The following is a 13320-nucleotide window of genomic DNA, read 5'->3' as shown; positions in this document are numbered from 1 at the left end:
TAGCGTCTTGAAAAAGGCTAGAATCGATTTAAAAGTTAAAATTTTTACCGCACCCTTCTAGTCGTTCTGGCAGAGGGGCGTCTGCGAAATCAAAGATTTCGGACTTACCGTCAGCCGTAAACGTCTGAAGGCTTTATCGGCTTAACAGCCGACCGCACCCTTCTAGTCGTTCTGGCAGAGGGGCGTCTGCGAAATCAGAGATTTCGGACTTACCGTCAGCCGTAAACGTCTGAAGGCTTTATCGGCTTAACAGCCGACCGCACCCTTCTAGTCGTTCTGGCAGAGGGGCGTCTGCGAAATCAAAGATTTCGGACTTACCGTCATTTTCATACGGATTTTTTAACGGGCTTTGTATCTTGGTGTAATTGAACACGCCCTAAGAGCTGTGCAAAAAAGATAGCACTCCCTTGAGTCTTTAGGACTCATCGATCAGGCTCCTATTTTTGCTTTGCTCTTTTAACGGGCTTTATATCTTGTTAATTGAACACGCCCTAAACGCTGCGGGAAAAAGATGTCCTGACTTAGAATCTGGCGATTCGTCAGTCAGTCCCCTATTTTCCTTTTGCGTTCTTAACGGGTTTTGTATCTTGTTGTGAGGAGAGAGGGGTTATGATAAAAGAAAAACGCAACAAAGGTTTTGTGGCGAATTTAGTTATTGGTATTATTTTTTTGCTGATTGCTGTAGCTTATCTGGTTTTTACTTATTACAATACCGACATTAGCAGGATTAAAAGCAATAATATCCTTTATAATGGTCAGGCGACTGCAGCTGAAAACGGCAGCAATCTTGTTATTGATATCTATGGTATCGACTATGAGCCAATTGCAGATATTGACGGACACAATACCGTCCTTTGGCTTGTTGCATTTCGGGACGGCTATGTGGCTTTAGAGGCAAAGGAAGATGATAAAGCAATTGCGCAGCTGATTAAAAAAGGAGACAGTCTGGCCGACAACCCTGAACAATTGGCTGTTACTTACTATAATGCCAACTACAGCAGTAAAGAGCAGATTCAAAATTATTCCGCTTCCCTTAAAGGAATTATGGAAGAGATTGCAGGCCCTACATCAGATTTGAGCCAGAACTTTATTTACGACAACTATGTATCGCTTTCCCATCTGCAAAATGATCGGCAAACATCTTATATTGTTGGTGCTATTTTTGGCGGCCTCGGTCTTTTCTTCATTGTGACCGCATTCTTTACAAAACGCCGTGTCAATCGTGCTTACGATGAGCTTTATCAGCAATACCCTGAACTAAATGGCAACATTGCCTCTCTTGCTGCTGAGTCGTCATTCCACGATGACAGTTTGCAGATTGTTATTTACAAACACCATCTCATCAGCTATTACCAAGGACTGAGTTTAATGAATCTTGATGAAATTGTCCAGCTCTACCATCATATTTTAACGGTGAGGCGGTCGTTTATCGCAGTCAGCCGTCGGTCTACTTTGATTGGTTTGAAAGATAACGATAAAAAACAATACCGTGTCCCAATTAAAAACATCGGCAAAAAAACGGATGACCAGCTGCAAGCTACTTTTAATTACCTGCATGAGCATTTCCCTCATATCCAGTTAGGAAAGTAGAAGCACTGAGGCCAGACTTCACATAATTCTTGGCTACTTTATAAAAGCCTGCTGCAAGAGATTCATACTCTTGCAGCAGGCTTTTTAGCATTGGCTGGTCAGCAAAACAGGGCTGGAAACCAAAAAGGATAGAGATGCGAACGTTTTTACCTACTCTATTTAGAGTTTGCTGCCTTATTCTCCCAGCACTCTATAGCCCTTTTCGGTGACTAAAACAGCTTGATGATTGTTAATAGGAAGGAGCTGGACTTTATCCCGATACTCTTCTATGGTCTGCTGACAGGCGGTTACAAACGGCTCTTCACCAAAATGAGGTAAAATCGAAAAATCAACCAAGGCAAGAGCTGTCGTATCGGTCAGTTCGGGTGCCAAATCAGAACTGTCCATTATCCCGGCATAGGAGATATCAGGTGCCGTAATAATCGCTCCTGCTGATTCTCCGGCATAAAGCATCCCTTCCGACAAACGCCTGCAAATAAGAGACAGTAAGTTTTTCTTCTTTAACTCCTGCAAAAGATAAAAGGTATTGCCTCCTGAAACAGCTAAAACCGAGCATGTTTCTATCTTTCTTGCTGCGTCTTTTTCTGACATTTCTGCAATATCTGCTGCAGTGACCGTTAACCCGATCTCTTCAAAACCCTTATAGACCTGATCGATAAAGTGCCTGTACTCTTCAACTTGTGCTGCTGTTGTGATAAACAGCATGTCCTTTCCTATTTTATCCTTATTCAGTACAGTTAAGAGAAGATCCTTTGTCTCTGCAAAGGAGGAAGTCAAAAATAAAGTCATCAATAAAACTCCTTTCTTGATTTAATGACAGGCTAGCTGCACTTATATTACAGGTAAAAATAGTAAACAAAAATATCATTGGGGACAATGATATTTTCATTTTCTTAATAGTATTCCCCTTGGCGATAGTCCCATGAATTGAAGTGGTCGGACAAATGCATCATTATTTTATCAATGTCAAGACCTTTGCGGATAACCACCGGACAAGGTGTAACAGAACGGCTCCCCTTTCCTTGTTCAGGAATTAAAGTTCCGTCTGCATCAACCATTGAAACCATAACACCTTGTTCATAGCGAGTCTCTACCGTCTTATCTGGCTGGATTGATGCCACGTAATCATCGGCTTCAATAACAAGATCAACATACGATTCGATACGCTGACCAATACCTTCCACTTTCCCGCGGTTGCCTTTTCCTGACGGGTTAGCAGACGAAGCATAGACCATGCGTCCCTCTTTTTCCCACATTTCCTTGGCGATCTGTTCGCCTGCTACACCAAATTTGATAACAAAACAAGATGTGCCGCGACTATCCGTCATCAACTCCTCACGACCGTCACCGTATGCCTGCAATTGCTCATAAGCCTCTTTCCGCCATGGCAGAATACAGCCAAGAAGAATGTCTTCATCCCAGTGTTTTTGATAAAAAGCGTCAATTTCAGGCGTTAGCTGAGCAAGAGTGCGCAGTTCCTCCATACTGCCGCAAAGTACCACACCTGGTTTGTTGCGCTTGCGCTCTTTAGCTGCAAATTTACGTTCCAGTCCTTCTTTATCAGCAGTCATAATGATATAGCCTACCTTAGTCGGACAGACAATAACACCGCCCTGACTCTTAACAATATCAAGACCTTCTTGTGACAGCTCGCCGTTCCAGTGGATATGTTTCGTCATAACAGATTGTTCTCCATCTAAATTTTAATCATACCTTATTAGTTTATCATGCTCACTTGCAAAAAGCAATAAATTTTCTGAATTTTCCAAACTGGCAGTTCAACTTCAGCAGCTTCTATGTGAAGCTGCTGCAAAAAGCAGAAACCTTTATACTGCTGATTGGGACTTACTGCCAGTATTTAGGCCGATTCTTTTCATAATCTGCAATAAGCTTTTCATACTGCAAAGTGATGCCAATATCATCTAAACCGTTTAGCAGCTTATTCTTCCATTCCCTGTCAATATCGAAATGAAACCTTCCTACAGGGGAGATGATGGTCTGTTCAGCCAGATCTACTGTCAGCTCATCATCAGGCTTTAAAGCCGATAATTTTTGGCGTACGTCCAAAGGCTGAACAATTGGCAAAACGCCGTTGTTGAGATCATTATTATAATGGATATCGCCAAAAGAGCCGGCAATAATGACTTTGAAACCATAATCCGCCAAGGCCCAGGCCGCATGCTCACGCGATGACCCTGCACCGAAATTATCACCTGTAATCAGAATTGTCGCCTGACGGTAAGCTGGCTGATTAAAAATAAAATCAGGATCTTCTGTATAGTTATCGTCAAGGTAGCGCCATTCGTACATCAAATATTTCCCAAAGCCTTTTTTGTCGATCAGTTTCAAAAATTGTTTAGGCAGTATTTGGTCGGTATCAATATTATCATTCATCAAAGGGACAGTTGTTCCCGTATATACTGTAAATTTATCCATTATTTTCTCCCAGCGGCTAACACTTAAACTTTTCGTTCGATTTTTTAACCAAAACTCAGCTGCTCTGCAAAATTCTTCGGGTCTGCTGCTTTAGCTGTCTAAACTGATCTCAATCGGCTTTCCGGGAGCTGTCTAACATCAATAAAGTGCCCTGCTATAGCTGCTGCTGCTGCCATGGCCGGACTGCACAAATGAGTTTTGGCCCCTACGCCCTGCCGATCTTCAAAATTGCGGTTGCTGGTGGAAGCACAGTGCAGTCCGTTTGGTACCTTGTCCGGATTCATCCCCAGACACATGGAGCAGCCAGGTTCACGCCATTCAAAACCAGCATCTGTGAAAATTTTATCCAAACCAATTCGCTCAGCTGCCCGCTTAACCGGACGGCTCCCCGGAACCACAATAGCTGTTAAATGAGGAGCAATACGCTTACCTTTGACAAATTTTGCCGCTTCCTTTAGATCACTTAAACGCGCATTAGTGCAAGAGCCTAAAAAGACATAGCCCAATTTAATGTCTTTGGCTGTCTGTCCGGGTTCAAGCTCCATATAATGATAGGCTCTTTCATCGTTCATATCGCTGATTTCCGGAAATGGCCGGCCAAATTCCACACCCATAGAAGGATTAGTCCCCCATGTGACCATCGGTGCTAAGTCGGACACATCTAATTCAATGACTTTATCGTATTCAGCATCTTGATCAGACACCAGAGTTTGCCAATCGGCTACTGCTGCATCAAAATCTTTTGGAGCATGCTCCTTGTCTTTAAGATAGTCAAATGTTTTTTGGTCAGGATTCATAATCCCCATTTTAGAACCAAACTCAATAGACATATTGCAGATTGTCATCCGCTCTTCCATACTTAGGTCATCAATAGCTTCACCAACATATTCGACCACATGACCAACCCCGACAGCCACTCCGTAACGGGCAATCAGAGCCAAGACATAATCTTTAGAATAGACCCCTTTTTGCGGCTTGCCGATAAACCGAACCAGCAGTTTTTTAGGCTTAACCTGCCAAATGGTTTGAGTCGCAAAAACATGTTCAACCTCTGTTGTCCCGATACCAAAACCGATAGCGCCAAAAGCACCATGGGTAGCCGTATGGCTGTCACCGCAGACGATAAACTTGCCGGGCTGAGTACGTCCGGTTTCCGGCCCGACCATATGCACAATACCCTGATGCTCAGATCCGTGACTGGCATGAGGAATACCAAATTCCACGACATTACGGGCTAAGGCATCCATCTGTGCTTTAGAAATCACATCACGGATATCGTAAATATTAACAGTAGGGACATTGTGATCAAAAGTGCCGAATGTCAAATCCGGCCGGCGCACCTTCCGACCGGCCTCCCTCAGGCCGTCAAATGCCTGAGGACTGGTCACTTCATGGATATAGTGCTGATCTACATACATGAGCTGGGGTTCCCCCTCTTTGCCGGTTATGGTATGCCTTTCCCATAATTTATCAAAAATCGATTTTCCGCTCATCCTTCTTCCCCCAAAAATTCACATCAGGCCTAAAACAAACAGCTGCCAGCTCCAGCAAAAACTTGGCTGGCAGGACAGACAAGGTCATAAACACTGACGGTTACTGCTAAATATGACAAATCAGCTCAATCCAAATGACTGATAACAGCTTCAGTCACCTCAGCCGTATCTGCGCTGCCGCCTAAATCTCTTGTCATTATCCCTTGTTTCAGCGTCTCAGATACAGCTCTTTCAATCATTTCTGCGCCAGCAGCTTCTGCAAAAGATTCCCGCAGCATCATAGCAACCGATAAAACCATTGAAATCGGATTAGCAATTCCTTGGCCGGCGATATCAGGAGCAGAACCGTGGATAGGCTCGTAAAGGCTTGGTCCGTCTTCTGAATGGCTGGCTGACGGCATTACTCCCAAAGTTCCGGGCAGAACAGAAGCCTCATCTGACAAAATATCGCCAAAAAGATTTTCTGTCACTATCACATCAAAACGTGACGGATCTGTAATCATCAGCATTGCTGCACTGTCAACCAGCTGATGTTCAAGTGTTACATCTGGAAATTCTGCTGCCACTTCATCAGCAAGCCGATGCCACAATTTAGAAGTGGCCAGCACATTTTCCTTATCAATACTGGTGACTTTCCTGCGGCGCCTCTGAGCAATGGTAAACGCTTTATACAGAATACGGCGAATTTCTTCAGCCGAGTAAGTATTAATATCATGCGCCTTATCCGCCTCAAGCTGATGCTCGCCAAAGTAAATGCCGCCTGTCAGTTCACGCACAAGAACAAAGTCCACATCTCTAATAAGCTGCTCCTTAAGAGGTGATAAATGCTTAAGAGCAGGAAAAATCTGAACCGGACGGATATTAGCAAATAAATGGAGCTCTTTGCGTAAAGTCAGCAACCCCTGTTCCGGCCGCACAGGAGCTTGATTGTATTCAGGACTGCCAATAGCTGCCAGCAAAACAGCATCCGCTTTTTTGGCAGCTGTCAGCGTACTGTCCGGCAGCGGATGGCCGCAGGCAGCAATGGCCGCCCCGCCAAAAAGCCTTTCACTAACCTCATAGCTAAACCCGATTTTACGAGCTGCCGCAGCTAATACCTCCAGCCCTGCGGCCATAATCTCCGGCCCAATACCATCACCAGCCAGACTTACAATATGTTTTACCATCTCATCTCCTCATAACAAGATACAAAAGGCGTTCAAGCTCACAGCAAAAATAGGAAATTGACGATGTTTCTTTAGAAACAAGGAAATTTATCTTTTTTGCACAGCTCTTAGGGCTTGTTCAGTTCAAACAAGATACAAAGCCCGTTTAAGCTTACAGATAGTAAGCCGGAAATTTTTTCCTTTCTGACTCACTTTTGATAGCTTATTTGAGCCGATAGCCAGTCTTTGTCATTTTCTCAAATGTTCTTTTTTATATTTTTGCTTAATTTGGATAGTCATGTTCTGATACTTTATGTCCGATTTCACCGGCATTCTCTTTCTGTACCAGAGTATTGGCATTGATGTAAGCAATGGCGCTGGCTTTTAAGACATCAAAATCAAGACCTGAGGCATTAAAGATAGTATCAGTATCAATATTTTCAACAGAAACCAGCACACGCGCCTGCGCATCAATACCGTCTGTAACAGCTTCAATATTGTAGCTGTCCAATCTGACAGTTTGATTAAAGAATTTGTCAATTGCGTTAAAAATAGCCTCAACTGAGCCCTGGCCATTAGCTAGAACTTCAACAATTTCATTATCAGCATTAATCATAGAAACAGCAGCTGTCAACGTTTCATCAGCATTCGATGTCACTTTAAGATTATTAAAGCGGAAACCTTCCGGATTTTCAACATCTCTTCCAATAACCAAGGCTTGGATATCTGCATCAGTAATATCGTGTTTTTTATCTGCCAACTGTTTAAATTTGGCGAAGAAATCAGCTATCTCAGATTCTGAAAAATCAAAACCAAGAGCTTTTAATTTTTCAACAAAAGCGTGACGGCCTGACAGTTTGCCTAAAGGCAGCGAATTCTGTTTCACTCCCACAAGTTCGGGGGTAATAATCTCATAGGTCAGAGGGTTTTTTAGAACCCCATCCTGATGGATACCCGATTCATGTGAGAAGGCATTGCCGCCGACAACTGCCTTATTTTTAGGAACCGGAATGCCTGAATAGCGCGATACCATATCCGATGTATGAACTGTTTCATTGAGCACAATAGCAGACTCTGCTTGAAAATAGTCCTGACGAATATTAAGCGCAACAGCTACTTCCTCAAGGGCGACATTGCCGGCACGTTCACCAATTCCGTTAACCGTTCCTTCAACACGGCCGGCACCGTTTTTTATAGCGGCCAGCGTATTAGCAGTGGCCATTCCAAGGTCATCGTGACAGTGCGGACTAAATATAACAGTGCGGCTTGTTTTTACATTTTTTATCAAATAATCAAAGATGGCACCATATTCTTCCGGCGTTGTAAAACCAACTGTATCAGGAATATTGATATAGGAAGCACCGGCATCTACTGCCGTCTGCACCACCTGAAGAAGATAGTCCAGTTCGGTACGCGTAGCATCTTCGGGAGAAAATTCCACTACATCAAATTTCGTCCGCGCATAACGGACATGCTCCTTGATAATATCAAGGATTTCTTCTTTTGATTTTTTTAGTTTAAACTCTCTGTGAATAGGACTGGTTGCGATAAAAACATGGCACTGTGGGTACTTAGCCTCTTTAATAGCTTCATAGCAGGCATCAATATCTGACTTTACAGAACGAGCTAAAGCAGAAACAGCAGTCTTTGTCATGGCCGCAGCAATTTGTCTGGCTGCTTCAAAAGAGTCCGGGCTGGCAGCCGGAAAACCGGCTTCAATCGAAGAAATGCCCCATTTTTCCAGCTGTTTGGCGATAGCAACCTTTTCCTTAACCGAAAAATTCACACCCGGTGTCTGCTCGCCATCACGAAGCGTTGTATCAAGAAATTCAATGTTACGCATATCAAACCACCTTCTAAAAATCCTGACAGCTGCTAATCTTGTGCAAATGCTAAAGCCTGGACACACAGCAGCAAAATCATTAACAAAAAAAACATCCCGCAAGGTTAATTCCAAGCGAGATGTTTTTTTACTCCCGCTTGGTAAGCCAAACAGGACTAATGCTTTTGCATTAGCCCTCATCCCGCAATAGTAAAACTGTTTTTGCTGCGAATGTCATTTGACTGATTCCCTTCCTTTATAACTTGTTAACATGATATAATTTTCTGATTATTTTGTCAATAGGCAAAATTTAAAAACTGAAAAGTTTAGTAAACAAGTCCCTTATTTATGTGTCTATACGGCATAAGCTGCTGAGAGCCTTATTACGGTAGGTGATATCCTCTCGTTTTGTAAAGCCGACACTTGCCCAAAAGGCATTTGCTGTCTGATTTTTGGTAAAGACCAGCAGGGCAACTTTATGAATCCCTTCTTCTTTCAGGGCTTCTAAACTATGTTTGACCAAACTGCTTGCTATTTTCTGCCGGCGGCAGTCCGGGTGAACAGCCGTGTGATAAATATAGCCCCGACGTCCGTCATGCCCTGCCATAATGGCTCCAATAACCAATAAGATTTTTGCCAGCTTCTGCAACAAAACAGGTTTTAGGATTGCGCCTTAAAAAAACAGCCACTCCTTCTTGTGAATCATCCAGATGGTTTAAGCCCATCCCTTGGCAGGATAACCAAAGCTGATAAAGTTTATCATAATCTTCGAGCTGCATTGTCCGGATAATCATTAGGCTCCCTCCTTTTTCTTTACAAAATATAAAATGTAATGGCCGTAAAGACTGACTTTTGTTTTTCTATCTCAGTTATTTTTGATTTAAAATGCTGGCTACCTTTGTATTGATTAAATCAATTGCTACAGTATTTGAAACCCCTTCAGGAATAACGATATCGGCATAGCGCTTTGTCGGCTCAATAAATTGATGATACATTGGCTTAACAACTGTCATATACTGCTCAATAATGCTGTCCAGACTGCGGCCTCTCTCCTGCATATCCCTCTTGATACGGCGGATGAGACGAATATCATCATCTGTGTCCACAAAAAGTTTTATATCCATCAAATCCCGTAAACGCCGGTCTTCCAGCACTAAAATTCCTTCAACAATAAAAACATCCTGCGGTTCCTGACGGTAGCTTTGGCTGCTGCGCGTATGGCGGGTATAATCATAAATAGGAATATCGACCGGACGGCCGGCAATTAATTCATTGAGATGTTCAATCATAAAAGCCGTGTCAAAAGCTAAAGGATGATCATAATTTGTCGTTACACGCTCTTCAAAGGTGAGGTGGCTTTGATCTTTGTAATAAGAATCATGTTCAATCATAGCAATTCTGGCATCGGGAAAATTGGACAGAATAGCGCGTGATACACTTGTCTTGCCGCTCCCCGAACCGCCTGTTACCCCAATAATAATCGGTTTTTTAGCCATCTTTTACTCCAAATCTAATATACAATAAAAACAAGCCTGTCCGGCTGCAGCTGCACTGGATTGTCCTGATTTTCAGCCGGTGTAAGCTCAATTCTTTCTCTTTATTTTACCTTAATTCGTGCTATAATAAAAGCAGTAATTTTTTAGATAGGGACTATTATGATTTCTGCATTTCCGCAAATATGGCAACAAAAGTTAAGGGAAAACCGTTTTACAGAACTGACTCCTATTCAAAAGGAAATATTTGACATTATTTCTCAAGGGGATAATATTCTTGGAATCAGTCCGACAGGCACTGGAAAAACATTGGCTTATCTGTTTCCCAGCCTGCTCAAGTTAAAAAAAGGTTCAGCCCAGCAGCTGCTTATTCTGGCACCCAATACAGAGTTAGCCGGACAGATTTTTAAAGTCACCAAAGAATGGGCAGAACCGCTCGGTTTGACAGCCCAGCTCTTCATCTCCGGCTCCAGTCAAAAACGTCAGATTGAACGGCTCAAAAAAGGGCCAGAAATTCTTATCGGGACACCTGGCCGCGTTTTTGAGCTGGTCAAACTCAAAAAAATAAAAATGATGAAAGTAGACAGCATTATTCTCGATGAATTTGATGAACTTTTGAGCAGCTCTCAGCATTCCTTTACGGACAATATCATAAAACGTGCTGCCCGTAAGCAGCAGCTGATCTATATAGGAGCAAGTCGGCAAACAGATAAAAGTCTGTTGGCAGCTGATACTAGAATCATTGATTTATCCGCTCAAAAACACAGTCATATTGCCCACTACTACATACAAACAGACAAGCGCAATAGGTCAGAGCTCCTGCGTAAGTTTGCTAATATTCCAGAGTTTCATGCCCTTGTTTTTTTCAATACGCTTTCTGATTTAGGGGCCTGTGAAGAGAGACTCCAGTACAGAGGGGCTGCAGCAGCGTCTCTCGCCAGCGATATTAATATCAAGGAACGAAAGGCGGTACTGGAGCAATTTAAAAACAGGGAACTGTCTTTGTTGCTGGCCACAGATTTAGCGGCCAGAGGGATCGATATCAATGGTTTGGAATATGTTATTAACTTTGAAACCGCACATGACAAAGATGTCTACACACACCGAGCCGGCAGAACTGGCAGAATGGGACATTCAGGCGCTGTTATCACTTTTATCACCCATAATGAAGATTTAGAAAGACTGCAAAGGTTTGCTGATGTTTCGGAAGTTTACCTCAAAAACCAACAGCTCTATTTAAAGGAATAGCTTTGCTAAAAAACAGTCTGGGACTCTTTAAAGAAAAAGTCCCAGACTGTTTTTTTGATTATCAGCAGATAGTGGCAACAAAACCGCTCCCTTAGTTTCCTAAAGGGCTGGGCTCTATGCCTTAGACAAACTTTCAATAACATCCTCTAAGCGTGAAATAGAACTTACAGGCAGAGCAGTTTTAGGATTGTCTTGATTAAAGGACAGTAAAAAGTTCAAACGAACCTGCATTCTTTCCCGAATCAGCTGTTTATAATTCTCATCAAAGCGTGAAACTGGATAAGCATCCAGATCTAAGTACTCAAAATGCTCCAGAGGTCCAAAAGGCTTAAATGTCCCCTTGTTTTCGACAATTTGCTCAATAATATTCAGACTTATATTTTTAGGGATGCTTCTGCCCATATACTGTCCGGTATTAATGATATAGCAGTCAACTCCGGCTTTAAATAAAGCTAAAAATTTACGATAGTCCTCAACTAGAGGGTAAACTCTGAATGGATTGGCAAAAGGCTCAATGACAAGGCTTTGACGGGCTCCAGAAATATTTTCTGCATTGGAACGTTTGGTCATTAAAGTACAGCCCATGGTTGTTGCCACCACTGGATCATTGATTTTTATCAAAGGCGGCAGTGAATCATCCTTCATAATCCAAAAAATCGCATTAATCGCTTCATTAATCCGGTCTACCCGATTAGGAGTTGCAAAACGTGATTTAACGGTTCGGCCGTTGCCATTGCGGATATCCTCGGTAACAAGTTTTTTACGGCGGTTTTCATCCATAGTCACACCGCAGTTCTGGACAGTAACAAAATAATCCTGCTCCGGATGGCCGGTCGGATAATCATTGGTTTTATCGAAATAAGCAGGTTCTAGCGCAACAGAGGAACCATCTTTAACGGAAATAATAAAGGCGTCATCATGCAGAACTTTGATATCGTACTTATTGCCGTGCTTAGCGTGTGTTAAGGTCGATTTACCTGAACCTGACAGGCCGAAAAAGGAAGCGACATAATTTTTGCTATCTTTTTTACCCTGCTTCTGCTTAAAAATCTTAAGGCCGCCATGGCAGGCCACGTAACCATTCCGCGCCGCAGTACCCCAAGCCAAGGTCAATGTTGCTTTCTTCAATTCTCCGAAATAATTTAAACCAAGAATGATGACACAATTATGTCTGGTATCAAAATAAGCTAAACCGTCCGGATAGTCAGGGTGGGACCATTTAGGATCAAAGAAAACAAAAATATCATCCTCTTCATACTGTTTAGACACTTTTAGACGGTTCTTAAATTCCTCATCCAAAATCTGAAAGTTCAGCAGCCAAGAGTAAAGATTATTAATTTCTTCTTCCGGCACCATCAGGTGGGCTCTGGCCATAAAAGTTTCATCAAGTCCGACAATGGCATCGGCTTTATAAAATTTTCTTTTATGAGATTGGTAAACGGCACTTCTGGCAATTGTTAACAAACGTTCATCTTCTTCACTGTCTCTGCCGTAAATTCTTCTGGCCTTAGCTGTTCTGCCTACAATTGCTCCTGAGTTGGTCAGCAATACCCTGGCATAAGAAGGCAGCCCCAGTTCTTTTGTATGAATAACCGGCATGTCCAGTACAACAGTTCCTGCAGCAACCGAAGCCAGCTGATAAGCTTCTTCCAAGGTCTTAATAGAAATAACCTGATTTTCATAAAAAGCTGTCTCAACAATCGTTTTTAAGGGTGAAAAAAATGAACTGTCTTTGCTCATCTCTTCCGTTGAAAATTGTTTCCGTGTAACCATCCATTCCTCCTCTATTAAGATACAAAGGCCTTAAAAACGCAGAGAGAAAATAAAAAGCTAGACAAAGAGCTAAAAAGTTCCAAGGCAGGCTGTTATCTCTCACAGCGTTTAGGCCATATTCAGCTACAACAATATTCATCTTATCCTATTATACCACAAATAAAAGAAAGCGCTGCCATTTTTTTGTCTCTCCCGCATTCTTTTTAAAGACAAGCCTTACCTGCCAAAACTGGAAAAAGTCAGGATCTTAGGAGCTGATCCAAGCTTAAACAAGCAAACATAAGTCTTACAGCACTCTTTGCTGTTATTATAACAAAAAA

At 42.5% G+C, this 13320-nt stretch carries 10 protein-coding genes and 1 pseudogene; 2 read left to right on the top strand and 9 right to left on the bottom strand.

Annotated elements, in window-relative coordinates:
• The first annotated feature begins 609 nt into the window (after window positions 1–609).
• Complete coding sequence (locus AB3329_RS04225; protein WP_368394494.1) at window positions 610–1590, top strand: hypothetical protein; 981 nt, start codon at window positions 610–612, stop codon at window positions 1588–1590.
• Window positions 1591–1764: 174 nt separating this feature from the next.
• Here the strand turns inward: AB3329_RS04225 and AB3329_RS04220 are convergent, their stop codons facing one another.
• From AB3329_RS04220 to udk, 8 genes and pseudogenes are all read right to left on the bottom strand, one after another.
• Window positions 1765–2382, bottom strand: coding sequence for a Type 1 glutamine amidotransferase-like domain-containing protein (locus AB3329_RS04220; RefSeq protein WP_368394493.1), 618 nt, complete (start codon window positions 2380–2382; stop codon window positions 1765–1767).
• Window positions 2383–2483: 101 nt separating this feature from the next.
• Window positions 2484–3269 carry an L-threonylcarbamoyladenylate synthase gene (locus AB3329_RS04215; protein ID WP_368394492.1) on the bottom strand — a complete coding sequence of 262 codons (786 nt, stop codon included), beginning with the start codon at window positions 3267–3269 and terminating at the stop codon, window positions 2484–2486.
• Window positions 3270–3435: 166 nt separating this feature from the next.
• Complete coding sequence (gene leuD, locus AB3329_RS04210; protein ID WP_368394491.1) at window positions 3436–4026, bottom strand: 3-isopropylmalate dehydratase small subunit; 591 nt, start codon at window positions 4024–4026, stop codon at window positions 3436–3438.
• Window positions 4027–4124: 98 nt separating this feature from the next.
• Window positions 4125–5519: a 3-isopropylmalate dehydratase large subunit gene (gene leuC / locus AB3329_RS04205; RefSeq protein WP_368394490.1), complete on the bottom strand. Its 1395-nt coding sequence runs from the start codon at window positions 5517–5519 to the stop codon at window positions 4125–4127.
• Window positions 5520–5644: 125 nt separating this feature from the next.
• Window positions 5645–6685 (bottom strand): 3-isopropylmalate dehydrogenase, encoded by a 1041-nt coding sequence (gene leuB / locus AB3329_RS04200; RefSeq protein WP_368394489.1) that lies wholly within the window; start codon window positions 6683–6685, stop codon window positions 5645–5647.
• 262 nt (window positions 6686–6947) lie between these two features.
• Entirely contained in the window at window positions 6948–8507 is a 1560-nt protein-coding gene (locus tag AB3329_RS04195; protein ID WP_368394488.1) for a 2-isopropylmalate synthase, read from the bottom strand.
• 325 nt (window positions 8508–8832) lie between these two features.
• A pseudogene (locus AB3329_RS04190) lies at window positions 8833–9280 on the bottom strand (GNAT family N-acetyltransferase).
• 75 nt (window positions 9281–9355) lie between these two features.
• Window positions 9356–9982: a uridine kinase gene (gene udk, locus AB3329_RS04185; RefSeq protein ID WP_368394487.1), complete on the bottom strand. Its 627-nt coding sequence runs from the start codon at window positions 9980–9982 to the stop codon at window positions 9356–9358.
• Between the two features lie 159 nt (window positions 9983–10141).
• On the opposite strand from udk, the gene AB3329_RS04180 reads away from it, so the two are divergent.
• A complete protein-coding gene (locus AB3329_RS04180) occupies window positions 10142–11227 on the top strand; it encodes a DEAD/DEAH box helicase (protein ID WP_368394486.1) in 1086 nt (361 codons plus the stop codon).
• 114 nt (window positions 11228–11341) lie between these two features.
• Here the strand turns inward: AB3329_RS04180 and AB3329_RS04175 are convergent, their stop codons facing one another.
• Window positions 11342–13000: a phosphoenolpyruvate carboxykinase (ATP) gene (locus AB3329_RS04175; RefSeq protein ID WP_368394485.1), complete on the bottom strand. Its 1659-nt coding sequence runs from the start codon at window positions 12998–13000 to the stop codon at window positions 11342–11344.
• Window positions 13001–13320: the final 320 nt, after the last annotated feature.

This window comes from Streptococcus huangxiaojuni (assembly GCF_040930515.1).
Lineage (GTDB): Bacteria > Bacillota > Bacilli > Lactobacillales > Streptococcaceae > Streptococcus > Streptococcus huangxiaojuni.
This window is presented reverse-complemented; position numbering and strand designations above follow the sequence as displayed.

Bases quoted from the DNA above. Each gene is read 5' to 3' on its own strand.
- AB3329_RS04225 (WP_368394494.1), top strand. From the start codon at position 610: ATGATAAAAGAAAAACGCAACAAAGGTTTTGTGGCGAATTTAGTTATT.
- AB3329_RS04215 (WP_368394492.1), bottom strand. From the start codon at position 3,269: ATGACGAAACATATCCACTGGAACGGCGAGCTGTCACAAGAAGGTCTT.
- leuD (WP_368394491.1), bottom strand. From the start codon at position 4,026: ATGGATAAATTTACAGTATATACGGGAACAACTGTCCCTTTGATGAAT.
- leuC (WP_368394490.1), bottom strand. From the start codon at position 5,519: ATGAGCGGAAAATCGATTTTTGATAAATTATGGGAAAGGCATACCATA.
- leuB (WP_368394489.1), bottom strand. From the start codon at position 6,685: ATGGTAAAACATATTGTAAGTCTGGCTGGTGATGGTATTGGGCCGGAG.
- AB3329_RS04195 (WP_368394488.1), bottom strand. From the start codon at position 8,507: ATGCGTAACATTGAATTTCTTGATACAACGCTTCGTGATGGCGAGCAG.
- udk (WP_368394487.1), bottom strand. From the start codon at position 9,982: ATGGCTAAAAAACCGATTATTATTGGGGTAACAGGCGGTTCGGGGAGC.
- AB3329_RS04180 (WP_368394486.1), top strand. From the start codon at position 10,142: ATGATTTCTGCATTTCCGCAAATATGGCAACAAAAGTTAAGGGAAAAC.
- AB3329_RS04175 (WP_368394485.1), bottom strand. From the start codon at position 13,000: ATGGTTACACGGAAACAATTTTCAACGGAAGAGATGAGCAAAGACAGT.